Source organism: Pseudomonas aestuarii (assembly GCF_027988105.1).
In the GTDB taxonomy this organism is placed as follows: Bacteria; Pseudomonadota; Gammaproteobacteria; order Pseudomonadales; family Pseudomonadaceae; genus Aquipseudomonas; species Aquipseudomonas aestuarii.
Genome location: NZ_JAQJZJ010000001.1, coordinates 105,930 through 131,163, shown reverse-complemented (window position 1 = coordinate 131,163; position 25,234 = coordinate 105,930). Strand labels below are relative to the sequence as shown.

Annotated in this window: 28 protein-coding genes; 25 read left to right on the top strand and 3 right to left on the bottom strand. The window is 66.0% G+C overall.

Features of this window, described 5'->3' with window-relative positions:
• Positions 1 to 29: 29 nt before the first annotated feature.
• From PH586_RS00625 to PH586_RS00610, 4 genes are all read left to right on the top strand, one after another.
• Entirely contained in the window at positions 30 to 1,307 is a 1,278-nt protein-coding gene (locus tag PH586_RS00625; protein ID WP_271345836.1) for a bifunctional O-acetylhomoserine aminocarboxypropyltransferase/cysteine synthase, read from the top strand.
• 78 nt (positions 1,308 to 1,385) lie between these two features.
• Positions 1,386 to 1,820, top strand: coding sequence for a thioredoxin TrxC (trxC, locus tag PH586_RS00620; RefSeq protein ID WP_271345835.1), 435 nt, complete (start codon positions 1,386 to 1,388; stop codon positions 1,818 to 1,820).
• A 92-nt stretch (positions 1,821 to 1,912) separates the two neighbouring features.
• A complete protein-coding gene (locus tag PH586_RS00615) occupies positions 1,913 to 2,356 on the top strand; it encodes a YiiD C-terminal domain-containing protein (RefSeq protein WP_271345834.1) in 444 nt (147 codons plus the stop codon).
• A gap of 85 nt (positions 2,357 to 2,441) precedes the next feature.
• On the top strand, positions 2,442 to 3,239 hold the full coding sequence (locus tag PH586_RS00610) for a universal stress protein (RefSeq protein WP_271345833.1): 798 nt from the start codon (positions 2,442 to 2,444) through the stop codon (positions 3,237 to 3,239).
• Positions 3,240 to 3,375: 136 nt separating this feature from the next.
• Here the strand turns inward: PH586_RS00610 and PH586_RS00605 are convergent, their stop codons facing one another.
• Complete coding sequence (locus tag PH586_RS00605) at positions 3,376 to 4,149, bottom strand: ParA family protein (protein WP_271345832.1); 774 nt, start codon at positions 4,147 to 4,149, stop codon at positions 3,376 to 3,378.
• 239 nt (positions 4,150 to 4,388) lie between these two features.
• Here PH586_RS00605 and PH586_RS00600 point away from each other — a divergent pair, with 239 nt between their 5' ends.
• The 21 genes from PH586_RS00600 (at position 4,389) to PH586_RS00500 (ending at position 22,383) form a co-directional block, all read left to right on the top strand.
• Complete coding sequence (locus PH586_RS00600; RefSeq protein ID WP_408636746.1) at positions 4,389 to 5,102, top strand: beta-ketoacyl synthase chain length factor; 714 nt, start codon at positions 4,389 to 4,391, stop codon at positions 5,100 to 5,102.
• On the top strand, positions 5,075 to 5,905 hold the full coding sequence (locus PH586_RS00595) for a lysophospholipid acyltransferase family protein (RefSeq protein WP_271345830.1): 831 nt from the start codon (positions 5,075 to 5,077) through the stop codon (positions 5,903 to 5,905). Before PH586_RS00600 ends, PH586_RS00595 begins: the two co-directional genes overlap by 28 nt.
• Entirely contained in the window at positions 5,865 to 6,125 is a 261-nt protein-coding gene (locus PH586_RS00590) for a phosphopantetheine-binding protein (RefSeq protein WP_238040343.1), read from the top strand. Before PH586_RS00595 ends, PH586_RS00590 begins: the two co-directional genes overlap by 41 nt.
• 11 nt (positions 6,126 to 6,136) lie before the next feature.
• Positions 6,137 to 6,391, top strand: coding sequence for an acyl carrier protein (locus PH586_RS00585; RefSeq protein ID WP_271345829.1), 255 nt, complete (start codon positions 6,137 to 6,139; stop codon positions 6,389 to 6,391).
• A gap of 28 nt (positions 6,392 to 6,419) precedes the next feature.
• A complete protein-coding gene (locus PH586_RS00580) occupies positions 6,420 to 6,965 on the top strand; it encodes a COG4648 family protein (RefSeq protein WP_271345828.1) in 546 nt (181 codons plus the stop codon).
• Positions 6,962 to 8,620 (top strand): acyl-CoA synthetase family protein, encoded by a 1,659-nt coding sequence (locus PH586_RS00575; protein ID WP_271345827.1) that lies wholly within the window; start codon positions 6,962 to 6,964, stop codon positions 8,618 to 8,620. The genes PH586_RS00580 and PH586_RS00575 overlap by 4 nt, the downstream gene beginning before the upstream one ends.
• 237 nt (positions 8,621 to 8,857) lie before the next feature.
• Positions 8,858 to 9,592, top strand: coding sequence for a glycosyltransferase family 2 protein (locus PH586_RS00570; RefSeq protein WP_271345826.1), 735 nt, complete (start codon positions 8,858 to 8,860; stop codon positions 9,590 to 9,592).
• Positions 9,589 to 10,533, top strand: coding sequence for an LpxL/LpxP family acyltransferase (locus PH586_RS00565; RefSeq protein ID WP_271345825.1), 945 nt, complete (start codon positions 9,589 to 9,591; stop codon positions 10,531 to 10,533). The genes PH586_RS00570 and PH586_RS00565 overlap by 4 nt, the downstream gene beginning before the upstream one ends.
• Positions 10,514 to 12,055, top strand: coding sequence for an HAL/PAL/TAL family ammonia-lyase (locus PH586_RS00560; RefSeq protein ID WP_271345824.1), 1,542 nt, complete (start codon positions 10,514 to 10,516; stop codon positions 12,053 to 12,055). The genes PH586_RS00565 and PH586_RS00560 overlap by 20 nt, the downstream gene beginning before the upstream one ends.
• Positions 12,048 to 12,473, top strand: a complete 426-nt coding sequence (locus PH586_RS00555) for an acyl-CoA thioesterase (RefSeq protein ID WP_271345823.1) — start codon at positions 12,048 to 12,050, stop codon at positions 12,471 to 12,473. Before PH586_RS00560 ends, PH586_RS00555 begins: the two co-directional genes overlap by 8 nt.
• Positions 12,470 to 13,093 (top strand): outer membrane lipoprotein carrier protein LolA, encoded by a 624-nt coding sequence (locus PH586_RS00550; RefSeq protein WP_271345822.1) that lies wholly within the window; start codon positions 12,470 to 12,472, stop codon positions 13,091 to 13,093. The genes PH586_RS00555 and PH586_RS00550 overlap by 4 nt, the downstream gene beginning before the upstream one ends.
• On the top strand, positions 13,077 to 15,449 hold the full coding sequence (locus tag PH586_RS00545) for an MMPL family transporter (protein ID WP_271345821.1): 2,373 nt from the start codon (positions 13,077 to 13,079) through the stop codon (positions 15,447 to 15,449). Before PH586_RS00550 ends, PH586_RS00545 begins: the two co-directional genes overlap by 17 nt.
• Complete coding sequence (locus PH586_RS00540) at positions 15,446 to 16,690, top strand: NAD(P)/FAD-dependent oxidoreductase (protein ID WP_271345820.1); 1,245 nt, start codon at positions 15,446 to 15,448, stop codon at positions 16,688 to 16,690. Before PH586_RS00545 ends, PH586_RS00540 begins: the two co-directional genes overlap by 4 nt.
• A gap of 11 nt (positions 16,691 to 16,701) precedes the next feature.
• Entirely contained in the window at positions 16,702 to 17,430 is a 729-nt protein-coding gene (locus tag PH586_RS00535) for a class I SAM-dependent methyltransferase (RefSeq protein ID WP_271345819.1), read from the top strand.
• Positions 17,427 to 17,927, top strand: coding sequence for a hypothetical protein (locus tag PH586_RS00530; RefSeq protein ID WP_271345818.1), 501 nt, complete (start codon positions 17,427 to 17,429; stop codon positions 17,925 to 17,927). The genes PH586_RS00535 and PH586_RS00530 overlap by 4 nt, the downstream gene beginning before the upstream one ends.
• On the top strand, positions 17,927 to 19,141 hold the full coding sequence (locus tag PH586_RS00525) for a beta-ketoacyl-[acyl-carrier-protein] synthase family protein (RefSeq protein ID WP_271345817.1): 1,215 nt from the start codon (positions 17,927 to 17,929) through the stop codon (positions 19,139 to 19,141). The genes PH586_RS00530 and PH586_RS00525 overlap by 1 nt, the downstream gene beginning before the upstream one ends.
• Positions 19,138 to 19,602 carry a hotdog family protein gene (locus tag PH586_RS00520; RefSeq protein WP_271345816.1) on the top strand — a complete coding sequence of 155 codons (465 nt, stop codon included), beginning with the start codon at positions 19,138 to 19,140 and terminating at the stop codon, positions 19,600 to 19,602. The genes PH586_RS00525 and PH586_RS00520 overlap by 4 nt, the downstream gene beginning before the upstream one ends.
• On the top strand, positions 19,599 to 20,327 hold the full coding sequence (gene fabG / locus PH586_RS00515) for a 3-oxoacyl-ACP reductase FabG (RefSeq protein ID WP_271345815.1): 729 nt from the start codon (positions 19,599 to 19,601) through the stop codon (positions 20,325 to 20,327). Before PH586_RS00520 ends, fabG begins: the two co-directional genes overlap by 4 nt.
• Positions 20,327 to 21,559, top strand: coding sequence for a beta-ketoacyl-ACP synthase (locus PH586_RS00510; protein ID WP_271345814.1), 1,233 nt, complete (start codon positions 20,327 to 20,329; stop codon positions 21,557 to 21,559). Before fabG ends, PH586_RS00510 begins: the two co-directional genes overlap by 1 nt.
• Positions 21,560 to 21,623: 64 nt before the next feature.
• The gene (locus tag PH586_RS00505; protein ID WP_271345813.1) at positions 21,624 to 22,064 is read left to right on the top strand and encodes an excinuclease; all 441 of its coding nucleotides are present in this window, start codon (positions 21,624 to 21,626) and stop codon (positions 22,062 to 22,064) included.
• Positions 22,054 to 22,383 (top strand): c-type cytochrome, encoded by a 330-nt coding sequence (locus tag PH586_RS00500; RefSeq protein ID WP_271345812.1) that lies wholly within the window; start codon positions 22,054 to 22,056, stop codon positions 22,381 to 22,383. Before PH586_RS00505 ends, PH586_RS00500 begins: the two co-directional genes overlap by 11 nt.
• 60 nt (positions 22,384 to 22,443) lie before the next feature.
• On the opposite strand, the gene hemE is transcribed toward PH586_RS00500, so the two are convergent.
• Together hemE and PH586_RS00490 are read right to left on the bottom strand one after the other, a co-directional pair.
• Positions 22,444 to 23,511, bottom strand: a complete 1,068-nt coding sequence (gene hemE / locus PH586_RS00495) for a uroporphyrinogen decarboxylase (protein WP_271345811.1) — start codon at positions 23,509 to 23,511, stop codon at positions 22,444 to 22,446.
• 192 nt (positions 23,512 to 23,703) lie between these two features.
• Positions 23,704 to 25,122: an FAD-dependent oxidoreductase gene (locus PH586_RS00490; RefSeq protein ID WP_271345810.1), complete on the bottom strand. Its 1,419-nt coding sequence runs from the start codon at positions 25,120 to 25,122 to the stop codon at positions 23,704 to 23,706.
• Positions 25,123 to 25,234: the final 112 nt, after the last annotated feature.

Below are 25,234 nucleotides of genomic sequence, written 5' to 3'. Positions count from 1 at the left end.
CTTTCAAACGCCCCTGAAGGAACGCCCGCATGAAACTGGAAACCCTGACCATCCACGCCGGCTACAGCCCCGACCCGACAACCAAGGCCGTGGCAGTACCGATCTACCAGACCACCTCCTACGCCTTCGATGACACCCAGCACGGCGCCGACCTGTTCGACCTCAAGGTCGCCGGCAACATCTACACGCGGATCATGAACCCCACCACCGACGTACTGGAAAAACGCGTGGCAGCCCTGGAAAACGGGGTCGGCGCACTGGCCGTGGCTTCCGGCATGGCAGCCATTACCTACGCCATCCAGACCATCGCCGAAGTCGGCGACAACATCGTCTCGGTGGCCAAGCTGTATGGCGGCACCTACAACCTGTTCGCCCACACCCTGCCGCGCCAGGGTATCCAAGTGCGCTTCGCCGCCCACGACGACATCGCCGCCCTGGAAGCGCTGATCGACGACAAGACCAAGGCGGTGTTCTGCGAGTCCATCGGCAACCCGGCCGGCAACATCATCGACCTGCAAGCGCTGGCCGATGCGGCCCACCGCCATGGCGTGCCGCTGATCGTCGACAACACCGTGGCCACGCCAATACTCTGCCGCCCCTTCGAACACGGCGCCGACATCGTCGTGCACTCGCTGACCAAGTACATGGGCGGCCACGGCACCAGCATCGGCGGCATCGTGGTCGACTCCGGCAATTTTCCCTGGGCCCAGCACCAGGAGCGTTTCGCCCTGCTCAACACCCCGGACGCCTCCTACCACGGCGTGACCTACACCGAGGCCTTCGGCCCGGCCGCCTTCATCGGCCGCTGCCGGGTGGTGCCGCTGCGCAACATGGGCGCGGCCATCTCCCCCTTCAACTCCTTCCTGATCCTGCAAGGCTTGGAAACCCTCGCCCTGCGCATGGAGCGTCACTGCGAGAACGCGCTCAAGGTGGCTGAATTCCTCAAGGCACAGCCACAGGTGGCCTGGGTCAAGTACGCCGGCCTGAGCGATCACCCCGAGCATGACCTGGCACAAAAATACTGCCAGGGCAAACCGGCCTCGATCCTCTCCTTCGGCATCGTCGGCGGCCAGGCGGCCGGCGCGCGCTTTATCGATGCGCTCAAACTGGTGGTGCGCCTGGTCAACATCGGCGACGCCAAGTCGCTGGCCTGCCATCCGGCTTCCACCACCCACCGTCAGCTCAACGACGAGGAACTGGCCAAGGCCGGGGTGCCGCGCGACATGGTGCGCCTGTCGATCGGCATCGAACACAGCGACGACATTGTGGCCGACCTGCAACAGGCACTGCAGGCTGCATGGAGCTGAAGGCCAGGCTGCGGAATCAGCCTTGATAAGTGGACCTGGCGACTCCAGATAAGGGCTATCCCGTCTCTGGAGTCGCTCATGCCCACCCCCCTGCTGATCCCCTGCCCAAGCTGCAACGGCCTCAACCGCATCCCCGCCGAGCGCCTGGGCGACACCCCGCGCTGCGGACGCTGCAAGCATGAAGTCGTGGCGAGCACACCCTTCGAACTGACCCAGGCCAACTTCGCCAGCCAGCTCAAGGGCGATTTACCCTTGCTGGTGGATGTCTGGGCCGACTGGTGCGGGCCCTGCAAGGCCTTCGCGCCAACCTTCTACCAGGCGGCCAGCCAACTGCAGGGGCGCTGTCGCCTGGGCAAGCTGGACAGCGAGGCCAACCCGCAACTGTCCAGCCAGCTGGGTATTCGCTCGATCCCCAGCCTGATCCTGTTCAAGGCTGGCCGCGAAGTCGCCCGCCAGAGCGGCGCCCTGCCCCTGCCACAGCTACTGGCCTGGCTGCAGAGCCAAGGACTCTGAGCGAAAGGGTCAAGCACCGAGACAGTTACGGTCAGTTGCGCACCGCCAGCGACGCATTAGGCTGATCAGCAAATCACCTGAGGCCGACCACCATGCCCCTGCCCGTCGCAATCGCCCGTCAGCTCACCGAAGAACAGATTGCCTTCGTCAAACGCAGCGGCCTCAGGGCCGAAGTGCTCGAGCCGGGGTATGTGCGCCTGTGCATGCCACTGGCCGGTAACCAGAACCATATCGGCAGCATGTACGCCGGCGCACTCTTCACCCTGGCGGAGATCCCCGGTGGCGCACTGTTTCTCACCAGCTTCGACAGCCAGCGCTTCTACCCGCTGATCAAGGAAATGAATCTGCGCTTTCGCCGGCCGGCCGTGGCCGACATCCATGTCGAGGCCCGACTCGATGCCGAGCAGATCGACCGGCTGCAGCAAGAGGCGCAATCCAAAGGCAAGGCCGACTACCTGCTGCAATTGCAGTTGACCGACGCCAGTGGTGAGGTAGTGGCCGAGAGTCGCGGCCTCTATCAATTGCGCGCACGCTGACGTCTGCCCTTGTCTTGGGTCAAAAGATCGTCTATTGCTTGATGGATAATAAATCGCCGACATCCATCGGCCGGAGATTTTTCCCATGTTTACCAATATCCTCATTGCCCATGATTTGCGCGACACGGCCGATATGGCCCTGTGCCGCGCCACCCAACTGGCGCAGCAGCACAAAGCCAAGCTGACGGTATTGCACGTGCTCGACCCCACCCAGAGCAGCCAGGAGCACGACAAGGCCCATCAGTCCCTGGATCGCAGCCTGACCCGGTTCGCCCCAGCGGGCAGCGAGCTGCGACTGATCGCCGGCAAACCTTCCGAGGTGGTGCTGCAGCAAGTGCAGGAACTGGCGTGCGACCTGCTGGTGCTGGGCGCCCACCATCAGCGCCACGATTTCTTCTCTGGCACCAGCCTGGACCGCATTGCCCGGAACTGCAGCGTGCCGCTGCTGCTGGTGGCGCGCAACGACTCCAAACCCTACCAGCGCGCCCTCGCCGCCATCGACTTCTCCCTCTGCGCCTGCAGCGCCCTGGAACAGGCCTACCGCCTGCTGCCGGCACAGGCCGAACTGCATGCCCTGCACGTGTTCGAGCCGGACAAGGGCACGGCCAAGCAGGTCGAGGAGCAACTGCAGATCCAGCGCGCCTTGATCGATCAGCTGCTGCTGGACGAAGCGCAGAACCTGCCCGCCAATGGCCCGACCCTGACCCATTCGGTGCAACAAGGCGGCATCCTGCGCAAACTGCAGGAACAGCTGAAAACCCGCCGCAGCGAGCTGCTGGTACTCGGCAGCCATGGCCGCAGCGCCTTGTCCCAGGCACTGCTCGGCAGCCTGGCCCAGCATTTCCTGCACAAGGCGCCCTGCGACATTCTGGTCGTGCGCTAAATAGCCATCACCCGAACACAACAGCCAAAAAGGCGCCACGGGCGCCTTTTTTGTGGGCTCAGCCCCTGCTGAGGGCCGCAAGGGTTAGCCGTTGAACCTGACCGGGATTTGCTCGATGGCAGGTTACCCAGCCCGCTCAATCGGCCGCATTGAGCAGGTCGTGCAGCGCGACGAACTGCTGGGTCAACTTGTGCCGGGCGTCCAGATAGATCAGCGGCGTGCAGGCCTGATGCGATTCGCGCATGCGCACCGAACTCATCAGGTTCACCGGCAACACCGGCAAGCCCTCGGCGATCAGTTCATCGAGCAACTGCTGCGGCAAGGTCGCCCGGGGCTGGAACTGGTTGACCACGATGCCCTCGACCTCCAGCCCTTCGTTGTGGTCTTCCTTGAGTTCCTCGATTTCCTGCAGCAGGCCGTACAGGGCGTGACGCGAAAAACTGTCACAATCGAAGGGGATCAGCACCCGATCAGCGGCGATCAACGCGGAAACCGTATAGAAATTCAGCGCAGGTGGCGTATCCAGGTAGACCCGGTCGTAATCCTCGGCCAGTTCATCGAGTAACTTGCGCAGCTTGTTGATCTTGTGTTTCGACTCCAGCTTGGGCTGCAGATCGGCCAGTTCGGCCGTAGCCGTGATCACATGCAGGTTGTCGAACGGTGTCTCGTAGATATCGACCCGGCCCTTCTTGGAAAAAGGCCCGCTGGTCAGGCTGAGCTTGAAGAATTCGGCGATGCCCATGGGGATCTCATCGCCCGTCAGGCCGGTGAGGTAGTGGGTGGAATTGGCTTGGGAATCCAGATCGACCAACAGCGTGCGGTAACCCTGCGAGGCGCTTACCGCCGCCAGGTTGCAGGCAATGCTGGACTTGCCCACTCCGCCTTTCTGATTGAATACCACACGCCGCATGACAAACCTCCCTGATTTCGTTGGTCCTGGATTCTATGCAAAGCGCATGACAAGGGCGAGGTCGGCGTCTGAAATCGTCCGCCCATCCATCAGTGGCGCTCCGACAGCGTTTGCGCAGAATGCCGGCGACCTAGATAATGCGGGCACTTCGCCATGGCACCGCCGACACTTCAACCTGTCGCGCGGGACAGCCGCAGTTGACAAGGACGCCCCCAGGGGCCGGGAAAATGCTTGGTGTGATGGATTTCAGGATCGAGCAATGGCGTGCCTGGGCCCCCGGCCTGGAGAGCAAGGATGACTGGCGCACTTGGTGCGAGGCACCGGTGCGCGTGGCTGACGGCCAGCAGCAACCGGATGTCAGCTTCCTCCCGGCCATGCAACGCCGACGCCTTAGCCGCCTGGCGCGGATGCTGTTCCAGGTTGCCTGGCCGCTGGCCGAAGCATACCCGGCCCTGCCCCTGATATTCGCCTCGCGCCACGGCGAGACGCCGCGCACCCTGGCCATCCTCAACGACCTGGCGCGCGACGAACCCCTGTCGCCGACCCAGTTCAGCCTTTCGGTGCACAACGCCATCATCGGCCAGTGGTCGATCCTGCGTGGCGACACCAGCGAGATGACCGCCGTGGCCGCTGCCGGCGATGGCCTCGAACACGCCATGCTGGAAGCCAGCATGCTGCTCGGCGAGGGCGCTCCGGCAGTGCTGCTGGTGATCGCCGAGGAAGCACCGCCAGCGGTGTATGCACCCTACGTCGACGACGTGCCTTTTCCCTACGCCGTTGCCCTGCTGCTCACCCCAGGCGACGACTGGCACCTGCAACTGGGTAGCGGTGCCGGCCAAACAGCCGCATGGCCTCACCCCCTCAACCTGCTGCGTGCGCTCTGCTGCGGGCAGCCGACCCTCGTCCATCACTGGAACAACCGCCAATGGATCTGGTCACACAACAAGGCCTGAGCCCCTACAGCGCGCCCCTCTGGTGGCGCCTGATCGCCACGGCACTGAGCTTCGCCCTGTTCGGCATCGGCGGCGTGCTGCTGCGGGTACTGGTCTTCCCCGTGCTGGGGCTGCTGCCGGGCGACGCCGCGACGCAGCGCTACCGCGCCCGCGGGGTGATCAGCTGGGTGTTCAGGGCTTTCGTCCAGTTCATGTTCCGCAGCGGGGTGCTGACCTACGAGGTGGAAGGCGCCGATCGCCTGGGCCGACCGGGCCAGTTGGTGCTTGCCAACCACCCGTCGCTGATCGACGTGGTGGTGCTGATCGCCTTCATTCGCGACGCCAACTGCGTGGTCAAGCAGAGCCTGTGGGACAACCCCTGCATGCGCGGGCCGATTCGCGCCGCCCAGTACATCAGCAACAGCGGCAGCATGGACATGCTCGACGAGGCGGCTGGCGCCCTGCACGCAGGCCAGACCCTGGTGATCTTCCCCGAAGGCACGCGCACCACACCGGGGCAGCCACCCGAATTCCATAGAGGCGCGGCGGCCATCGCGCTACGCGGCGCGCGCATCGTTACCCCGGTGGCGATCAGCGTAACCCCGACCACCTTGACCAAGGCCGAGCCCTGGTACCGCATTCCATCGCGACGTTTCCATATTCGCCTGCGCGTGGGCGAAGATATCGACCCGCAACTGTTCAGTGCGCAGGGCGCAGCCCCCATCGCCTCGCGTAAACTCAACGAATTCTTGCACCGCCACTTCATTAAGGAGCTCGCCGTAGATGAGCGATTTACAGCTGGAAATCAAACACCTGATCATTGAGGCCCTTGGCCTGGAAGACATGGTAGCCGCCGACATCGGCGCCGATCTGCCGCTGTTCGGCGAAGGCCTGGGGCTGGATTCGGTGGACGCCCTGGAACTGGGCCTGGCCATCCAGAAGCGCTTCGGCATCAAGATCGACGCCGAAGCCAAGGACACTCGCCAGCACTTTGCCAACGTGGCCAGCCTGACGGCCTTCGTTGCAGCACGGCAAACGGCCTGAGGACTCAGCACATGCAAACCCGTGATGAAATCTTCGCCACCCTGCGCGACGCGATGGTCGAACTGTTCGAACTGGACGCCGAGCGCGTGACCCTGACGGCCAACCTCTATCAGGACCTGGAAATCGACAGCATCGATGCCGTCGACCTGATCGACCATATCAAGCGGCAGACCGGCAAGAAAATCGCCGCCGAAGAGTTCAAGTCGGTGCGCAGCGTGAGCGATGTGGTCGACGCCGTGTACCGCCTGGTCAACCCGGTCACCTGATGGCCGCTCAGTTAATGAAGAGTCGCCCATGAGTCGCCTGCTCGGCCTGCTGCTGGTCGTGGTCGGCCTGGCCTATCCCTTTGCCGTGTATTTCGGCATGGGACACCTGTCGCCCCGCCTCTTTGCCGCCCTGCTGGGCGGGCTCTGGCTGGCACGCCTGCTGCTGGGCAAGCAAGGCACGGGCGGGCGCTGGATGGCCGCCGCGGTGCTGGCGTTCTGCCTGCTGCTGGGCCTGGCCGGCGAGCCGGCGCTGCTGCGCTGGTACCCGGTATTGATCAACCTGCTGCTGCTCGGCCTGTTTGCCGTCAGCCTGAAAGTCGGCCCGCCACTGGTGGAACGGCTGGCACGCCTGCGCGAGCCGGAACTGCCCGACGTGGCGGTCCGTTACACCCGCCAGGTGACCAAGGTCTGGGCGCTGTTCTTTCTCGGCAACGGCCTGATCAGCGCCGCCCTGACCCTGTGGGCGCCGCTGTTCTGGTGGACCCTCTACACCGGACTGATTTCCTACGGCCTGATCGGCCTGCTGTTCGCCGGCGAATGGCTGCTGCGCCAGCGCGTAAGGCGGGCGGCATGAGCTGGATCGGCCTCGATCGCTTGCTGCTGACCCCCGACGCCAGCCGCCAGGTTACCCCGGACCTCGACCACGCCGAGCTGTGTCGGCGTGCCCTGCACCTGGGGGGACAGTTGCGCGGCCAGCAGGTGCAGCGCGTGGCGCTCTACCTGGAAGACGCCGCCGACCTGGCAATCGCCCTGCTCGGCGCCTGGCAGGCCGGGGTCCAGGTGCTGCTCCCCGCCGATGCCCAGGCGCAGACGCGTCTGCAGCTGGCGAGCCGGATCGACCTGTGGCTCGATGCCCTCGACCCCGCAGGCGCCGCCGCGCCCCTGCAGGCCCACGCCCTGGACCTCGACCAGTGCCGTCTGACCCTGTGCACCTCCGGTTCCAGCGGCGAGGCCAAGCTGATCGACAAGAACCTGCGCCAACTGAGCAACGAAGTCGCCGCGCTGGAACAGCTGTGGGGCGAGACCCTGGGCGACGCGGTGATCGTCGCCAGCGTAGCCGCCCAGCACATCTATGGCCTGTTGTTCCGCGTGCTCTGGCCACTGTGTGCCGGCCGCGCTTTCCTGCGCCGCGCGCAACCCTTCCCCGAGGACATGCAACGCACCAGCCTGGAGCAGCCCGGGTTTGCCTGGGTCGCCAGCCCGGCCCTGTTGAAACGCATGGGCGACAACCTCGACTGGACGGCCCTGCAGCCATTGCGCCGGGTGTTCTCCTCCGGCGGTGCCCTGCCCGTCGAGGCCGCGCAGCTGTTGCACGCCCAGCTCGGCCAGTGGCCAACGGAAATCTACGGCAGCTCGGAAACCGGCGGCATCGCCTGGCGCCAGGGTGATACGCCCTGGCAGCCGTTCGCCGGCATTGAGCTGAGCGTCGACGCCGAGGGGGCGCTCAGGCTCACCTCGCCCTACCTGCCGAGCGGCCACTGCGAGCAGACTGCCGATGCCGTCGAGCTTCTGGGCGACGGCCGTTTCCTCCTGCGTGGACGCCTGGACCGCATCGTCAAGCTGGAAGAAAAACGCATCTCCCTGCCGATGCTGGAGCAGGCCCTGATGGCCCATGCCTGGGTCGGCGACGCCCGCCTCGGGGTGATCCAGCAGGGCCGCGCCTTCCTCGGCGCCCTGCTGGCCTTGAGCCCGGCCGGTGTGCATGCGCTGCGCAACCAGGGCCGGCGTAGCGTCACCGACACCCTGCGCCAGCATCTGGCCGGGCACTGCGAAGCCATCGCCCTGCCGCGACGCTGGCGCCTGCTCAGCCAGTTGCCCTACAGCAGCCAGGGCAAGCTGGCCCAGGCCCGGGTCGAGGCCCTGCTTGCAGCGCCGCGCCCGACCCTGGTCGAACCGCTGAGCGCGGTGGAGCACGATGGCGAATGGCAGCTGGAGCTGGAGGTGCCGCTGGATCTGGCCCACTTCAGCGGCCACTTCCCGCAGACCCCGGTGCTGCCCGGCGTGGTGCAGATCGACTGGGCGCAACAGCTGGCGCGGCAACTGATCGAGCAACTGCCGCCGCGCTTCGTCGGCATGGAAGTGTTGAAATTCCAGCAACTGGTGCGTCCCGGCGATGCCCTGCAGCTGTCGCTACGCTTCGACGCCAGCCGCGGCAAGCTCTACTTCACCTTCCGCAATGGCGACAAGGCCTGCTCGTCCGGACGCATTCTGCTGGGGCCTGAGCAATGAGCGGCTCCCGTAGGTTGGCGTTGAGCGCAGCGATACCCAACAAAATGGCGATGGCTAGCAGGCCGTTGAAAAATGTAGGCGAGGCAGGCAAGACAAGGCAAAAACGGCCGAGGAAGCGGAGTTTACTGGCTGTAAATGAGCATTCCGAGACCGTTTTTAACGCAGTATTGCCAACGCAGGTAGTTCTTCAACGGCCTGCTAGCGCCGCACTCAAGCCATCCTATGCAGGCGCTGCCCATGCATAAGCCCTGCGCGGTGATCCCGGTATACAACCACGAACACGCCCTGCCGGCGGTAGTGCAGGCCTTGCGTGGCGCCGGGCTGCCCTGCGTGCTGGTCGACGATGCCTCCAGCCCGGCCTGCGCCGCGGCCATCGATCGCCTGGCCGCGCAGGCAGACGTCTACCTGCTGCGCCTGCCCGTCAACCAGGGCAAGGGCGGCGCCGTGATCGCCGGCCTGCGCGAAGCGGCGCGACGGGGCTTCAGCCACGCTCTGCAGGTGGACGCCGACGGCCAGCACGACCTGAGCGGACTGGCGATCTTCCTCGAAGCCTCGCAGGCCGAGCCGCAGACCCTGATCTGTGGCTACCCGCACTACGATGCCAGCGTGCCGAAAGGCCGCCTCTACGCGCGCTACCTGACCCATGTCTGGGTGTGGATAAACTGCCTGTCGCTGAGCATTCGCGACTCGATGTGCGGCTTTCGCATCTACCCGTTGCCCGCCACCCTGGCGCTGCTCGACGCGGTGGCCATCGGCCGGCGCATGGACTTCGACACCGAGATCCTGGTGCGCCTGTTCTGGCGCGACCAGCCCATGCGCTGGCTGCCGGTGCGGGTGAACTACCCGACTGACGGCCTCTCGCACTTTCGCCTGTGGCACGACAACGCGCTGATCTCGAAGATGCACGCCAAACTGTTCTGCGGCATGCTGCTGCGCGCCCCGCAATTGCTCTGGCGCCGGTGGCGTGCATGAGCGCGCAGCCAAACAGCCAGCACTGGGCCGCGCAGCAAGAGCGCGGCAGCTACCTGCTGATGAAGTTCATCGCCCTGGCCGCACGCCTGCTCGGTCGCCGCGCACTCAGCCCGCTGCTCTATGCAATCGTCCTGTACTTCTTCCTGCTCGGCGGCAAGGCCCGACGGAGCATCTGGCACTACCAGCGCAACCTGGCCAACTGGAGCGGGCGCAGCGAACTGCAGCCCAGCCGCCACTCGGTATTTCGCCAGTTCATGGCCTTCGCCGACTCCCTGCTGGACAAACTGGACGTCTGGAACAACAGGCTGAGTCTGCAGGACATCGACCTGGTTGACCGCCATGACCTGCACCAGCAGATGCAGGACGCCCGCGGACAGATGCTGATCGGCGCCCACCTGGGCAACCTGGAAGTCTGTCGCGCACTGGCCGAATTGAACAATAAAGTGCGCATGAACGTACTGGTGCACACCAAGCATGCCAAGCAGTTCAACCGCCTGCTCGGTGAAGCCGGAGCCAGTAACCTGCGCCTGATTCAGGTCAGTGAACTGGACCCGGCAATCATGCTGCAACTGTCCGAACGCCTGGAGCGTGGCGAGTGGCTGGCCATTGCCGGCGACCGCGTGCCGCTGCATGGCGCCCGCAGCGTCACGGTGGACTTTCTCGGCCAGAGCGCCGCCTTCCCCCAGGGGCCCTGGCTGCTCGCCGGTTTGCTGCGCTGCCCACTCAACCTGATGAGCTGCCTGAAGATCGACGGTCGCTACCAGGTGCTGCTCGAGCCCCTCGCCGACCGAGTGCAGTGGAAGCGCGGCGAACGCGACGCCGTGATCCGCACCTGGGTCCAACGTTACGCACAGCGCCTCGGCCAACTCTGCCTGGATGCCCCGCACCAATGGTTCAACTTCTACCCGTTCTGGAAGCAAGATGACGACATACCTGGCTGAACCCGTGGTGTTCGGCGAACAACCGCTGAGTATCGAGAACATCAACGCCCTGTCCCAGCGCCGCGCCCAGGCGCTGTTGCAGGACGATGCCGGCTACCGCGAGATGATCGCCAAGGGTCCGCGCTTCCTCGACACCCTGCTGGACAAGGAAGGCGTGATCTACGGCGTCACCACCGGCTACGGCGACTCCTGCGTGGTGGCCGTGCCGCTGCACCAGGTCGAGGCGCTGCCGCGCCACCTCTACACCTTCCACGGCTGCGGCCTCGGCCAATTGCTCGACGAAGCGAGTACCCGCGCGGTCCTGGCCGCGCGCTTGCAGTCGCTGTGCCAGGGCGTATCCGGGGTGCGCGTGGAGCTGCTGGACCGTCTGCGCGCCTTTCTCGAGCATGACGTGCTGCCGCTGATCCCCGAGGAAGGCTCGGTCGGTGCCAGCGGCGACCTGACCCCGCTGTCCTACGTGGCCGCCACCCTCAGCGGCGAGCGCGAGGTGCTGTTCCAGGGTGAACGCCGCAGCGCCGCCGAGGTGCACGCCGAACTGGGCTGGACGCCGCTGGTATTGCGCCCCAAGGAAGCCCTGGCGCTGATGAACGGCACGGCGGTGATGACCGCCCTGGCATGCCTGGCCTTTTCCCGCGCCGAGTACCTGCTCAAGCTGGCCACGCGCATCACCGCACTCAACGTGGTGGCCCTGGAAGGCAACCCGGAGCACTTCGACGAACGCCTGTTCGCCGCCAAGCCACACCCGGGACAGATGCAAGTCGCCGCCTGGCTGCGCCAGGACCTGGCCATCGATGCGCCGACCGCGCCCCTGCACCGCCTGCAGGACCGCTACTCGCTGCGCTGCGCACCGCATGTGCTCGGGGTCATGGCCGATAGCCTGGGCCTGCTGCGCCAGTTCATCGAGACCGAACTGAACAGCGCCAACGACAACCCGCTGATCGACGCCGAGGCCGAGCGCGTACTGCATGGCGGACACTTCTACGGCGGCCATATCGCCTTCGCCATGGACAGCCTGAAGAACCTGGTCGGCAACGTCGCCGACCTGCTCGATCGGCAGCTCGCCCTGCTGGTCGACACGCGCTACAACCACGGCCTGCCGAGCAACCTGTCTGGCGCGCCAGCGGTCACCGCGATGATCAACCACGGCTTCAAGGCCGTGCAGATCGGTGCCAGCGCCTGGACCGCCGAGGCACTGAAGAACACCATGCCGGCCAGCGTGTTCTCGCGCTCCACCGAGTGCCACAACCAGGACAAGGTGAGCATGGGCACCATCGCCGCGCGCGACGCCCTGCGCAGCCTGGAGCTGACCGAACAGGTCGCCGCCGCCGCCCTGCTGGCGGCCAACCAGGGCGTGTGGCTGCGCCTGCGCGACGGCAAGAACGATCTCCCGCCCCCCGTGGCGGCCATGCGCGAGCAACTGGCCGCCGACTTCCCACCGGTGATCGAAGACCGCGCCCTGGAAGGCGAACTGCGCCTGTGCCTGCAACGCATCCGCAGCCAGCACTGGAGGTTGTATGCGTAGCCAAGGCGTACTGCAGGCCGAGATCGAGATGGTCGTGCCCTTCTTCGACGTCGATTCGATGGAGGTGGTCTGGCACGGCCACTACGTCAAATATTTCGAAGTGGCGCGCTGCGCCCTGCTCGACAAACTCGGCCACAACTACACGCAGATGCTCACGGCGGGCTATGCCTGGCCGATTATCGACCTGCAGGTCCGCTATATCCGCGGCGCCCGCTTCGGCCAGAAGATCATCGTGCGCGCCGACCTGATCGAGTGGGAGAACCGCCTGAAGCTTCACTACCTGATCTCGGACGCCGAGACCGGCGAACGCATGACCCGCGGCAGCAGCGTGCAGGTCGCGGTGGACATCGCCAGCCGCGAAATGCAGCTGGCCTCGCCCAGGGTTCTGGTCGCCGCCGTGGAGCACGCCCTCGCATGAGTCGCTGGACACGAACCGCCAGGCGCGCCCTCTGGGCCAGCGCCGCCACCCTCGCGCTGTTCGGCGCCAGCCTGGCACAGGCCTTCGACCTCACCCAGCTCAGCGCCCAACTGGCCAAACCGGCGCTGGTGCGCGGCCCGTTCATCCAGGAAAAACACCTGCGTTCCCTGCCGCAGCCGCTGACCAGCCGTGGCCAATTCGTTCTGTCGCGCGAGCACGGCCTGCTCTGGCAGTTGCGCAGTCCGCTGCAGCAGGACTACCGCATCGACGACCGCGGGATCGCCCGGCGCACCGCCCAAGGCTGGCAGCAACAACCCGGGCAGGACGTGGCCGCGCAGCAGAGCCGGCTGTTCCTCGCCGTGCTCAAGGGCGACCATGCCGGCCTGGCCGAAGACTTCGAGCTGCAGTTGAGCGGCGACGCCGAAGCCTGGCAGCTCGACCTGACCCCGCGCTCGCGGCTGCTGCAGCAGATTTTCAACGTCATCCACATCCAGGGCGGCGCCCTGGTCGAACGCATCGAGCTGGCGGAAACCCAGGGTGACAGCACCCTGCTGCGCCTGCCGCAGAGCCAGCCCGGCACCGCGCTGAGCGAAGCGGAGCGCCATGCCTTTGGCCCTTGAACGCCCGGCCATGCAGCGGCTCCTGCCGCGCCTGTTCCTGGCCCTGCTGCTGGCGCTGCTCGCCCTGAGCGCCTGGCAGTGGCGCGCCGGCCCACCGTTGCAGGCGAGCATGCTCGCCCTGCTGCCGCAGGGCGCGGGGGACGAGCTGGTGCAGCAGGCCGAGCAGCGCATGCAGGAACCGCTGAATCGCGAGTTGCTGATTCTGGTCGGCCATGCCGAGCGCGAGCAGGCCATCGCCCTGGTCCAGCGCCTCGGCCAGCAATGGGCTGAATCGGCACGCTTCGAGCAGGTGCAGTGGAACCTGCAGGCCGATCTCGCAGCGCTGCGCCAGCAGTTGCGCGCCAGCCGCCTGGCCCTGATGCCACGAGCAGACCGGCAACTGCTGATCGAGCAGCCCGACAGCTTTATCCAGCAACGCGCCGCCCAGCTGTTCGACACCTTCGCCGGCTTCAGCCTGCTGCCCATCGAGCAAGACTGGCTGGGCCTGGGCGCCCGTGCGCAGCAGGCGCTCAACCCGCATCAGCGGGTCCAGACCGACCTCGCCAGCGGCGCGCTGCTGGTCGAAGACCAGGGCCTGACCTGGGCGCTGCTGCGCGCGCGCATCCAGGGCGACTCATTCGACCTGCAGGCACCGCCCGCGATCGCCGCGCAGGTGGCCAGCGCGCGTACCCTGGTGACCGCCGAGGGCGGCCAGCTGCTCGCCGCCAGCGGCCTGCTCTATGCCGCCGCCGGCCAGGCCAAGGCGAGCCGCGAAATCAGCTGGATCGGTGGCACCGCGATCCTCGGCATCCTTCTGCTGTTGCTGCTCAGCTACCGCCGCCTGCGCGTGCTGGTCAGCCTGTTGCCCATCGGCGTGGCGCTGCTGGCCGGCTGCGCCGCCTGCGTGCTGGTGTTCGGCCAGATCAACGCACTGACCCTGGTACTCGGCGCCAGCCTGATCGGCGTGGCCGCCGACTATCCGCAGCATTACCTGAGTAAAAGCTGGGGCGGTGTGCGCGATCAGGGCAACTGGCACAGCTGGCCCGTCCTGGCGGCCACCCTGCCCGGCCTCAGCCTGAGCCTGGGCACCAACCTGATCGGCTACCTGGCGCTGGGCTTCACCCCGTTCCCGGTACTGACCCAAATCGCCGTGTTCTCCGCCGCCGGGCTGATCGCCGCCTACCTGTGTGCGGTGTGCCTGTTGCCGGCCTGGCTCGACGGCCTGCAACTGCAACCCGCCCCCGGGCTGCTGCGCCTTAGCGAAAAGCTGCTCGCCGCGCGCGCGCGCCTGCTCGCCCGCACCGGCAACTGGAAACTGCTGGCAGTGCTCTTGCTGTTCTGCGCCGCCGGCCTGCTGCAACTGCAGACGCAGAACGATCTGCGTCAGTGGCTGGGCGCAGAACCGCAACTGCTCGATGACGCCCAGCGGATCGCCGAGCTGACCGGGCAACAGCCCACCAGCCAGTTCTTTCTGGTGCGCGCCGCCGATGAGCAGCAGCTCCTCCAGCGCCAGGCAGCCCTGAGCGTGCAGCTGGATGGCGCCGTGGCCGACGGCACCCTGCTCGGTTACCGCGCCCTCAGTCAACTGGTCGCCCCGGCCAGCCAGTTGCAGCCACTGCGCGAGGCGCTGCAAGACTTGCCGCAACACTGGCAGCCGCTGCTGGCCGCCGGCATCCCCGAGGCGGCCCTGAACACGGAACTCGCGCAACTGCTCAACAGCGACCAACCGCGTCTCGAACAAGCCCTCGCCGGGCCGCTCGGCGAAGCCTGGCGACCGCTCTGGCTCGGCCACAGTGCCGCTGGTGTGGCTGGCATTGTGAGCCTGCAAGGCCTGAACGATACGGCGGCGCTGCACGGCATCGCCAGCGGGCTCGACGGCGTGCAACTGGTGGACCGGCTTGGCGAGCTGAACAGCCTGTTCAGTGCCACGCAACTGAGCGCGGCGCAGCTCAAACTGCTGTCCTGTGCGGCCATTGTGCTGTTGCTGTGCCTGCCGTTCGGTTTCGGCGGCGCCCTGCGCATCGTCTGCCTGCCCCTGCTGGCCGCCCTGACGGCACTGGCCTGCCTCGGCTGGCTGGGCCAACCGCTGACCCTGTTCAGCCTGTTCGGCCTGTTGTTGATCAGCGCCATCGGCGTCGACTACGCGATCCTGATGCGCGAAAACATCGGCGGCCAGGCGGTGAGCCTGCTCGGCACCCTGCTCGCGGGCCTGACCAGCTGGCTGTCCTTCGGCCTGCTGTTGCTCAGCCAGACCCCGGCCATCGCCAACTTCGGCCTGGCCATCAGCCTCGGCCTGTTCTTCTGCTTCCTGCTGTCTCCTTGGGCCACCCCCACTCGCAACACCACCGCCGCTAACGAGGCACGCAGCCCCCTATGAAGTCAGTTGAAGTCGAAAAACGCCAGATCCTGGTTATCGGCGCCGGTCCCTCTGGCGCCATCGCCAGTGCCCTGCTCAGGCGCAACGGCCATGACGTGCTGGTGCTGGAGCGCCAGCGCTTCCCACGCTTCTCGATCGGCGAGAGCCTGCTGTCGCACTGCCTGGACTTCCTCGAGGAGGCCGGGATGCTCGAGGCGGTGCAGGCGGCCGGCTTCCAGACCAAGCATGGCGCAGCCTTCGCCTGGGGCGAGCGCTACAACGACTTCGACTTCCGCGACGGCTTCACCCCGGGCAAGAGTTCGACCTATCAGGTGCAACGCGCCGATTTCGACAAGCTGCTGGCCGATCAGGCCGAGCTGCAGGGCGTGGAGATCCGCTACGAGGAAGAAATAGTCGCCGCCGACTTCAGCGGCGCCTGCCCGCGCCTGTCGGTACGGCGCCTGGCCGACGGCCACGACTATCAGGTGGAGTGCACCTTCGTCCTCGACGCCAGCGGTTACGGCCGCGTGCTGCCACGCCTGCTCGACCTCGACATCCCCTCGAGCTTCCCGGTACGTCGGGCGCTGTTCACCCATGTCGAGGACCGCAGTGCCGACAGCGGCTTCGACCGCGAGAAGATCCTCATCACCACCCATCCCGCCATGCAGGATGTGTGGTTCTGGACCATCCCCTTCAGCAACGGCCGCTGCTCGGTCGGAGTGGTCGCCGCGGCCAGCCGCTATGCCGACCGGCCAGACGACCTGGATGCCTGCCTCAAGCAATTCGTGGCAGAAACCCCCAGCCTCAACCGCATACTGGCCAACGCCGTCTGGGATACCCCGGTCCGCGCCCTCGGCGGCTACTCGGCCAACGTCAAACGCCTGCATGGGCCGGGCTTCGCCCTGCTCGGCAACGCCGCGGAATTCCTCGATCCGGTGTTCTCCTCCGGGGTGACCATCGCCATGCGCTCGGCGAGCATGGCTGCTGGCCTGCTGCACCGCCAGTTGAGCGGCGAGGCGGTGGACTGGGAAGAAGACTTTGCCGTCCCGCTCAAACGCGGCATCGACACCTTCCGGGTCTACGTCGAGGGCTGGTACGACGGCTCCTTCCAGGACGTGATTCATTTCCCGCACGCGTCAGTGGAGATTCGCCGCATGATCTGTTCGATCCTCGCCGGCTATGCCTGGGACGAGAAGAACCCCTATGTCGCCGAGCCCAAACGCCGCCTGCGCGTACTCGCCGAACTCTGTGCCAGCAACTGATAAGGACATCGATGAACAACCCCGCCAGTCATTACGTTGAAGAAACCGCCTTCGGTTTCTGGTTCCTGCAGAGCCGGGTCTGGGAGCAGCACGTACTGCGCGTGGCGGTCGCTGACCTCAAGGGTCTGATCGACGCGCCACTGCCCAGCGCCGCGGTGCTGCTGGATGCCGGTTGCGGCCAGGGCAAATCCTTCCGCCTGCTGCAGGAGGCGTTCGCCCCTGCGCAGCTGATCGGCCTGGATGCCGATCCGCACAGCCTCGCCTGCTCGGCCAAGGAAGCCGAGCGCCAGGGCCTGTCCGTGCACCTGCTTGCCAGCGACTGCGCGGCGATCCAGCTGGACGATGCCAGCGTGGATATGCTCTTTTGCCACCAGACCTTCCACCACCTGGTCGAGCAGCAACAAGCCCTCGCCGAATTCTGGCGCGTGCTCAAGCCCGGCGGCCTGCTGCTGTTCGCCGAGTCGACCAGGTTCTATATCGACACCTGGGTGATCCGCTGGCTGTTCCGCCATCCGATGCAGGTGCAAAAAAGCGCCGCGCAATACCTCGATATGCTGCGCGATCAGGGCTTCGTGTTTGCCGAGCGCAACGTCTCTTACCCCTACCTGTGGTGGAGCCGCGCCACCGACTTCGGCCTGCTCGAGCGCTGGGGCCTGCGCCGGCCCAAACCGCGCGGCCAGCGTGACGAAACCCTGGTCAACCTGGCTGCCCGCAAGCCACTGGAGCAACCCCGGCCATGAAGCGTCTAGTACTCCTCGGTATCGGCCTGCTACTGACGGCCTGCGCGGCGCGCACGCCGCTACCCTTGGGCCCGCCAATACTCGCCACGCCACTGCCGGCGACCCTGCAAATCCAGCGCGAGCAGGCCGGCGAGCAACAATTCTGGTGGTTGGTGGTGCAGGCCGAGGGACCCGCCCTGCGCTGGTCGCTGATCGATCCGCTCGGCGTGCCCCTGGCGCGCCAACGGTTCCAGGACGGCGCCTGGCGGGCCGACGGCCTGCTGCCGCCAAATGGCGAAGCCCTCGAGCTGTTCGCCGCCCTGCTGTTTGCCCTGACCCCCACCGAGGCCTTGGCCAGCAGCTTCGCGCCCGCAAGCTGGCAAGCGCTTGCCGATGGTCAGCGCCGGCTTACCCCCGACTGGCTAATCAGCTACCGTTCGCCCCTGGATTTCACCCTGAACCACGCACACGACCTGAGTTACCGGGTCCACGTGCTCTCCGACCAGGAGATTCCCTGATGCCCGGCTACCTCAACGCCCTCGGGCTGATCTGCGCCCTCGGCCAGGGCAAGCAGGCTGTCGCCGATGCCTTGTTCGCCGGCGACAGCAGCGGCATGCGCGCGCAGGACGGCTGGGTCAGCGACCGCAGCCTGACGGTCGGCGCGGTGAGTAGCGCGCTACCGCCAATGCCGGACGGCATGCAGGCCTCGTTGAGCCGCAACAATCAGTTGCTGCTGGCCGCCGCGCTGCAGATCGAGCCGCAGATCCGCGCCGCCATCGCCGAGCACGGGGCCGCACGCGTCGGCGTGGTGCTCGGCACCAGTACCTCGGGCATTCACGAGGCCAGTCAGGGCATTGCCCAGTTTGTCCACGACGGCGCACTGCCGGCGGACTACTGCTATGCCCAACAGGAGATCGCCGCCCCGGCCATCTTTCTCGCCGAGTGGCTCGGCCTGAGCGGCCCGGCCTACTGCCTGTCCACCGCCTGCACCTCCAGCGCCCGCGCCCTGCTCAGCGCCCAGCGCCTGCTGCAACAGGGTATCTGCGATGCCGTGCTCTGCGGCGGGGTGGACAGCCTGTGTCGCCTGACCCTGAACGGTTTCAGCGCGCTGGAAGCGGTGGCTGGCGAACGTTGCAATCCGTTCTCGGTGAATCGCCGGGGCATCAATATCGGCGAAGCGGCGGCGTTGTTTGTCATGAGCAGAGCGCCGCAGAGCCACGGCGAGGCGGCAGCTGCAGGCGCGCCGATCGCCCTGCTCGGCGGCGGCGCCAGCTCGGATGCCTACCACATCTCCGCGCCCGAGCCCCAGGGCCTCGGCGCCCAGCAGGCGATGCGCAAAGCCCTGGCCGCCGCAGGCCTGGCCGCCGAGGAGATCGACTACCTGAACCTGCACGGCACCGCCACCCAGCACAACGACGCGATGGAAAGCCTGGCGGTGCAGGCCGTGTTCCCCCAAGGCGTGCCCTGTTCCTCGACCAAGCCGCTGAGCGGCCACACCCTGGGCGCAGCCGGCGCGCTGGAGGCGGCGTTCTGCTGGCTGACCCTGAGCACCTACAACCGCGATCAACGCCTACCGCCCCAGCTGTGGGACGGCCAGGCCGATCCGCAACTGCCGCGCCTGCAACTGGTCGAGATGCAGGCCACGCTCGGCAGACGCCCGCAGCGGCTGATGAGCAATTCGTTTGCCTTTGGCGGCAGCAACCTCTCGCTGATTCTCGGAGCCCTGCCATGAGCCTGTGGCCCATCGCCGAATTACTGCCGCATGCCGGCGACATGATCCTGCTCGACGAAGTGCTGCGCTTCGCCGAAGACGATGTCGAAACCCGCCTGAGCGTGCGCCCCGGCGGCCTGTTCAACCAGGCCGACGGCAGCCTGCCGGCCTGGGTCGGAATCGAGCTGATGGCGCAAAGCGTGGCCGCCTACGCCGGCTGCCAGGCACGCCAGGCCGGCGTGCCGGTGGCGCTGGGCTTCCTCCTCGGCACGCGCAATTTCCAATGCAACGTCGAGCGTTTCCCCGCCGGCAGCGAACTGCATATCCAGGCGCAGCGCTCGCTGCAGGACGACAACGGCATGGGCGTATTCGAATGCCACCTGCGCGGCCCGGGCATCCATGCCCAGGCGCGCCTCAACGTCTTCTGCCCCCCGCAGGTGACCAGCTACCTGCAAGAACAACCCGAGGAAGCCACGCCATGACTGATCCAATTCTGGTCACCGGTTCCAGCCGCGGCATCGGTCGCGCCATCGCCCTGCGCCTGGCCCAGGCCGGCTTCGATATCGTCCTGCACTGCCGCGCGCGCCGCGATGAGGCCGAGGCGGTGCAAGCGCAGATCCAGGCGCTCGGCCGCCAGGCGCGCATCCTCCAGTTCGACGTCGCCGAGCGTGCCGCCTGCCGGGCCGTACTCGAAGCCGATGTGGAGCAGCACGGCGCCTACTACGGGGTGGTGTGCAACGCCGGCCTGACCCGCGACGGCGCCTTTCCGGCGCTGAGCGAAGACGACTGGGATCAGGTGCTGCGCACCAATCTCGACGGTTTCTACAACGTCCTGCATCCGCTCACCATGCCGATGATCCGTCGGCGCCAGCCGGGCCGTATCGTCTGCATCACCTCGGTGTCCGGACTGATCGGCAACCGCGGCCAGGTCAATTACAGCGCCTCCAAGGCCGGCGTCATAGGCGCGGCCAAGGCCCTGGCCATCGAGCTGGGCAAACGCAGGATCACGGTCAACTGCGTGGCGCCGGGCCTGATCGACACCGAGATGCTCGACGACAACCTGCCGCTGGAGGACATCCTCAAGATGATCCCCGCCGCGCGCATGGGTACCCCGGCAGAAGTGGCCGGGGCGGTGAATTTTCTGATGTCCGAGGAGGCGGCCTACATTACCCGTCAGGTCCTCTCGGTAAACGGTGGGTTGTGTTGATGAAACGAGTCGTAGTCACCGGCATGGCCGGCATCACCTCGCTGGGCAGCGACTGGGCGAGCATCGAGGCGAACTTGCGGGCCGGCAAGAGCGGCATCCGCTATATGCACGAGTGGGATCGCTTCACTGAACTGAATACCCGCCTCGGCGGGCCGGTCGATGACTTTGCGGTGCCCAAACACTGGACCCGCAAGCAGCTGCGCAGCATGGGCCGGGTGGCCAAGCTGGCAGTCCGGGCGGCGGAGCAGGCGCTGGACGATGCCGGCCTGCTCGGCGACGAGTCGATCACCGATGGCCGCATGGGCGTGGCCTGCGGCTCCTCCACCGGCAGCACCGAGGAGATCAAGGCCTTCGGCAACATGCTGCTCAACTCGGTGGCCGATGGCCTCAACGCCAACTCCTACGTGCGCATGATGCCGCACACCACGGCGGCCAATATCAGCATCTTCTTCGGCCTCAAGGGCCGCCTGATCCCGACGTCCAGCGCCTGCACCAGTGGCAGCCAGGGCATCGGCTACGCCTACGAGGCGATCAAGTTCGGCCGCTTGCCGCTGATGCTCGCCGGTGGCGCCGAGGAACTCTGCCCGACCGAAGCCATGGTGTTCGATGCGCTCTACGCCACCAGCCTGAAGAACGACACCCCACAGCGCTCGCCGCGCCCCTACGACAGTGGTCGCGACGGCCTGGTGATCGGCGAAGGCGCCGGCATGCTGGTGCTGGAAGAACTTGAGCACGCATTGGCACGCGGCGCCCACATCCACGCCGAGATCGTCGGCTTCGGCAGCAATGCCGACGGCCAGCACGCCACCAAGCCGGAACTGGTGACCATGCGTGGCGCCATGCAACTGGCCCTGGCAGACGCCAACCTGGAGCCCGCGGCGATCGGCTACGTCAATGGCCACGGTACCGCTACCGAGCAGGGCGACATCGCCGAGTCCCTGGCCACCAGTAGCCTGTTCGGCGCGCAGATGCCGATCAGCTCGCAGAAGAGCTTCCTCGGCCATACCCTCGGCGCCTGTGGTGCGCTGGAATCCTGGTTCAGCATCGAGATGATGAACCGCGACAGCTACGTGCCGACCCTCAACCTCGACGATATCGACCCAGCCTGCGGCGAACTCGACTACCTGCGCGGCGAGTTCCGTAGCATGAGCAACCACTACGTGATGAACAACAACTTCGCCTTCGGTGGGGTCAACACCTCGCTGATCTTCCGCCGCTGGCCGCGCAGCTAGCGTATCCATGCCCGAGCGCACGGGGCGCCGAGCCCAACACCAAGGCACCGTCAAGGAGACGACCATGCAACTGAAAACCTGGACCGCAACCGCCCTCCTGCTTGCGGCCATCCCCGCCATCAGCGAGGCGCGCGACACCACGCTGCACCTGGACTTCGCTGCCGTCGTCGCGCAGGCGATCCAGGCCGGACGCCTGGACGGCAGCGTGAAGTTCTATCTGGCCGGCGAAGAGCTGCCCGGCAAGGTCGGCCGGCTGAATAACGCGGTCACCAACAAGAAGACCAATGCCTTCAACAAGAGCGATCAGCAAGCCTGCACCTGGGTCCTGCAATCGGCGCTGATCAGCCTGCAGAATGCGGCCAAGACCGCCGGGGCCAATGCCGTGGTCGACATTGTCAGCTACTACAAACGCAACGAGTTCCGCGACCCGCAGAACTATGAATGCCACGCCGGCACCTTCATTGCGGGGGTCGCCCTCAAGGGGAACATCGCCAATGTGCAATAGAATCGCCCGCGCCGGCCTGCTCGCCAGCCTCGCACTCCTCGCCACCGCCCCCGCCCAGGCCCAGGTCGACGGGCCGGCCCTGTACCAGCAGCACTGCGCCAAATGCCACGGTGACGATGGCCGCGCCAGCAACATGCGCGGACGGCTGTTGTTCGCCCAGGACCTGGGCGACGCCAAATGGCAGGAACACACCTCGGACGCTCAGATTCTCGCGGCAATCCGCAATGGCGCACGGATGATGTCGGGCTATGCCAGCAAGCTCAACCTCGAGCAGCAGCAGGCCCTGGTCCAGGTGGTGCGCGGACTGCGCCAGCCGTAGCGTCTGTTGCAGTAAAAAAGGCCGCTTAGAGCGGCCTTTTTTGTGTGGCTGAGTCGATGCCTAGCCGTGGTACTGCGCCGACAGCTCATGCACCGCTTCGAGGAAGGCGCCGGCATGGGCCGGATCGACCTCCGGGGTGATGCCGTGACCGAGGTTGAATACATGCCCCGAGCCCTGGCCGTAGCTGGCGAGGATGCGCGCCACTTCGGCGCGAATGGCCGCCGGTTGGGCATAGAGCACGGTCGGATCCATATTGCCTTGCAGGGCCACCTGGCCACCGACGCGGCGACGCGCCTCACCGATGTCACAGCTCCAGTCCAGGCCGAGGGCATCGGCGCCCGTCGCCGCCATGGACTCCAGCCACATGCCGCCGTTCTTGGTGAACAGGATCACCGGCACCTTGCGCCCATCATGCTCGCGGATCAGGCCGTCGACGATCTTCTGCATATAGGCCAGGGAGAACTCCTGATAAGCCGCCGACGACAGGTTGCCGCCCCAGGTGTCGAAAATCTGTACGGCCTGGGCACCGGCCAGGATCTGTCCGTTGAGGTAGCCGATGACCGACTGCGTCAGCTTGTCGAGCAGCGCATGCATGGCCTGCGGATTGTCATAGAGCATCGCCTTGGACTTGCGGAAGTCCTTCGACGAGCCGCCTTCGACCATATAGGTGGCCAGGGTCCAGGGGCTGCCGGAGAAGCCGATCAACGGTACACGGCCGTTCAGCTCGCGGCGGATGGTGCGCACGGCGTCCATCACGTAGCCGAGGTCTTGTTCCGGGTCGGGGATCGGCAGCGCCTCGACATCGGCAGCAGTGCTGATCACTTTCTTGAAGCGCGGGCCTTCGCCCGTCTCGAAGTACAGGCCCTGGCCCATGGCATGGGGGATGGTCAGGATGTCGGAGAACAGAATCGCCGCGTCCAGTTGCGGGTAGCGATCCAGCGGCTGCAGGGTGACTTCACAGGCGAACTCGGGGTTCATCATCAGCTTCATGAAATCACCGGCCTTGGCCCGGCTGGCACGGTACTCCGGCAGATAACGGCCGGCCTGACGCATCATCCACACCGGGGTGACGTCGACGGGCTGCTTGAGCAGAGCACGCAGGAAACGGTCGTTCTTCAGGGCGGTCATGGCAATTCCTGAGCAATAAGTCGTCGGCATAAAAGTGCGGGCATTTTCGCAGACCGCAAAACAAAAGGCACGGCGGGTGCCGTGCCTTTTGTCCATTGCGACGATTTGTCTCGCCAAACGTTCATTTTCTAAGCGTCACGAGCAAAGGTCAGGCGAGCCTGTTTTCAACGCCGCATGGCCCAGCGCAGTAGCTTAGACGCCGAGGTAATCGAGAATGCCTTCGGCGGCGTTACGCCCCTCGAAGATCGCCGTCACCACCAGGTCGGAACCACGCACCATGTCGCCACCGGCGAAGATCTTCGGGTTGCTGGTCTGGTGTTTGAACTGGCTCTGCTCGGGAGCCACTACGCGACCCTGACTGTCGGTCGCAATGGTGAACTGCTCGAACCAGGGCGCCGGGCTCGGGCGGAAGCCGAAGGCGATCAGCACGGCGTCGGCCGGGATAATTTCCTCGGAACCGGGAATCGGCTCGGGGCTGCGGCGACCACGGGCATCCGGCTCGCCGAGACGGGTTTCGACCACCTTGACGCCTTCGACCCGGTCCTCGCCAACGATGGCGATCGGCTGGCGGTTGAAGAGGAATTTAACCCCCTCTTCCTTGGCGTTCTTCACTTCCTTGCGCGAACCCGGCATGTTTTCTTCGTCACGGCGATAGGCGCAGGTCACGTTCTTGGCGCCCTGGCGGATCGCGGTGCGGTTGCAGTCCATGGCGGTGTCGCCGCCGCCGAGCACGACGATGCGCTTGCCCTTGGTGTCGATGAAGTCCTCGGCATTCTTCTCGAAGCCGAGGTTACGGTTGACGTTGGCAACCAGGAAATCCAGGGCGTCGTACACGCCAGGCAGGTCCTCGCCGGGGAAGCCGCCCTTCATGTAGGTGTAGGTGCCCATGCCCATGAACACCGCATCGTACTCGGCGAGCAGGGCCTCCATGGTCACGTCCTTACCGATCTCGGTATTCAGACGGAACTCGATGCCCATGCCGGTAAAGACTTCGCGGCGATGGCTCAGCACGGTCTTTTCCAGCTTGAACTCGGGAATACCGAAGGTCAGCAAGCCACCGATTTCCGGGTTCTTGTCGAACACCACCGGGGTCACCCCGTTGCGCGCCAATACGTCGGCGCAGCCCAGGCCCGCCGGACCGGCGCCGATCACGGCGACGCGCTTGCCGGTCGGCACCACACCCGACATGTCCGGACGCCAGCCCATGGCAAATGCGGTATCGGTGATGTACTTCTCCACCGAACCGATGGTCACCGCGCCAAAACCGTCGTTGAGGGTGCAAGCCCCCTCGCACAGCCGATCCTGCGGACACACGCGACCGCAGACTTCCGGCAAGGTGTTGGTCTGGTGCGACAACTCGGCGGCGGCGAGGATGTTGCCCTCGGACACCAGTTTCAGCCAATTGGGGATGTAGTTGTGCACCGGGCACTTCCACTCGCAATAGGGGTTGCCACAGCCCAGGCAACGGTGGGCCTGCTCGCAGGCCTGAGCCGGCTTGAAGTTGTCGTAGATCTCGACAAATTCCTTCTTGCGCTGACGCAACAGCTTCTTCTTCGGGTCATTGCGCCCGACATCGATGAACTGGAAGTCGTTATTCAGACGTTCAGTCATAGCAAACCTCTTTACAGCAGCTGCAAGCTACAGGTTGCAAGCTGCAAGACTCATCATGTTAGCTGCACGCCTGGTGCTACTCATAGCGCCGGGCGTGCAGCTTGAAACTGCG

Excerpts from the sequence above, each read along its gene's own strand:
- PH586_RS00625 (WP_271345836.1), top strand. The coding sequence starts at position 30 with ATGAAACTGGAAACCCTGACCATCCACGCCGGCTACAGCCCCGACCCG.
- trxC (WP_271345835.1), top strand. The coding sequence starts at position 1,386 with ATGCCCACCCCCCTGCTGATCCCCTGCCCAAGCTGCAACGGCCTCAAC.
- PH586_RS00615 (WP_271345834.1), top strand. The coding sequence starts at position 1,913 with ATGCCCCTGCCCGTCGCAATCGCCCGTCAGCTCACCGAAGAACAGATT.
- PH586_RS00610 (WP_271345833.1), top strand. The coding sequence starts at position 2,442 with ATGTTTACCAATATCCTCATTGCCCATGATTTGCGCGACACGGCCGAT.
- PH586_RS00605 (WP_271345832.1), bottom strand. The coding sequence starts at position 4,149 with ATGCGGCGTGTGGTATTCAATCAGAAAGGCGGAGTGGGCAAGTCCAGC.
- PH586_RS00600 (WP_408636746.1), top strand. The coding sequence starts at position 4,389 with ATGGATTTCAGGATCGAGCAATGGCGTGCCTGGGCCCCCGGCCTGGAG.
- PH586_RS00595 (WP_271345830.1), top strand. The coding sequence starts at position 5,075 with ATGGATCTGGTCACACAACAAGGCCTGAGCCCCTACAGCGCGCCCCTC.
- PH586_RS00590 (WP_238040343.1), top strand. The coding sequence starts at position 5,865 with ATGAGCGATTTACAGCTGGAAATCAAACACCTGATCATTGAGGCCCTT.
- PH586_RS00585 (WP_271345829.1), top strand. The coding sequence starts at position 6,137 with ATGCAAACCCGTGATGAAATCTTCGCCACCCTGCGCGACGCGATGGTC.
- PH586_RS00580 (WP_271345828.1), top strand. The coding sequence starts at position 6,420 with ATGAGTCGCCTGCTCGGCCTGCTGCTGGTCGTGGTCGGCCTGGCCTAT.
- PH586_RS00575 (WP_271345827.1), top strand. The coding sequence starts at position 6,962 with ATGAGCTGGATCGGCCTCGATCGCTTGCTGCTGACCCCCGACGCCAGC.
- PH586_RS00570 (WP_271345826.1), top strand. The coding sequence starts at position 8,858 with ATGCATAAGCCCTGCGCGGTGATCCCGGTATACAACCACGAACACGCC.
- PH586_RS00565 (WP_271345825.1), top strand. The coding sequence starts at position 9,589 with ATGAGCGCGCAGCCAAACAGCCAGCACTGGGCCGCGCAGCAAGAGCGC.
- PH586_RS00560 (WP_271345824.1), top strand. The coding sequence starts at position 10,514 with ATGACGACATACCTGGCTGAACCCGTGGTGTTCGGCGAACAACCGCTG.
- PH586_RS00555 (WP_271345823.1), top strand. The coding sequence starts at position 12,048 with ATGCGTAGCCAAGGCGTACTGCAGGCCGAGATCGAGATGGTCGTGCCC.
- PH586_RS00550 (WP_271345822.1), top strand. The coding sequence starts at position 12,470 with ATGAGTCGCTGGACACGAACCGCCAGGCGCGCCCTCTGGGCCAGCGCC.
- PH586_RS00545 (WP_271345821.1), top strand. The coding sequence starts at position 13,077 with ATGCCTTTGGCCCTTGAACGCCCGGCCATGCAGCGGCTCCTGCCGCGC.
- PH586_RS00540 (WP_271345820.1), top strand. The coding sequence starts at position 15,446 with ATGAAGTCAGTTGAAGTCGAAAAACGCCAGATCCTGGTTATCGGCGCC.
- PH586_RS00535 (WP_271345819.1), top strand. The coding sequence starts at position 16,702 with ATGAACAACCCCGCCAGTCATTACGTTGAAGAAACCGCCTTCGGTTTC.
- PH586_RS00530 (WP_271345818.1), top strand. The coding sequence starts at position 17,427 with ATGAAGCGTCTAGTACTCCTCGGTATCGGCCTGCTACTGACGGCCTGC.
- PH586_RS00525 (WP_271345817.1), top strand. The coding sequence starts at position 17,927 with ATGCCCGGCTACCTCAACGCCCTCGGGCTGATCTGCGCCCTCGGCCAG.
- PH586_RS00520 (WP_271345816.1), top strand. The coding sequence starts at position 19,138 with ATGAGCCTGTGGCCCATCGCCGAATTACTGCCGCATGCCGGCGACATG.
- fabG (WP_271345815.1), top strand. The coding sequence starts at position 19,599 with ATGACTGATCCAATTCTGGTCACCGGTTCCAGCCGCGGCATCGGTCGC.
- PH586_RS00510 (WP_271345814.1), top strand. The coding sequence starts at position 20,327 with ATGAAACGAGTCGTAGTCACCGGCATGGCCGGCATCACCTCGCTGGGC.
- PH586_RS00505 (WP_271345813.1), top strand. The coding sequence starts at position 21,624 with ATGCAACTGAAAACCTGGACCGCAACCGCCCTCCTGCTTGCGGCCATC.
- PH586_RS00500 (WP_271345812.1), top strand. The coding sequence starts at position 22,054 with ATGTGCAATAGAATCGCCCGCGCCGGCCTGCTCGCCAGCCTCGCACTC.
- hemE (WP_271345811.1), bottom strand. The coding sequence starts at position 23,511 with ATGACCGCCCTGAAGAACGACCGTTTCCTGCGTGCTCTGCTCAAGCAG.
- PH586_RS00490 (WP_271345810.1), bottom strand. The coding sequence starts at position 25,122 with ATGACTGAACGTCTGAATAACGACTTCCAGTTCATCGATGTCGGGCGC.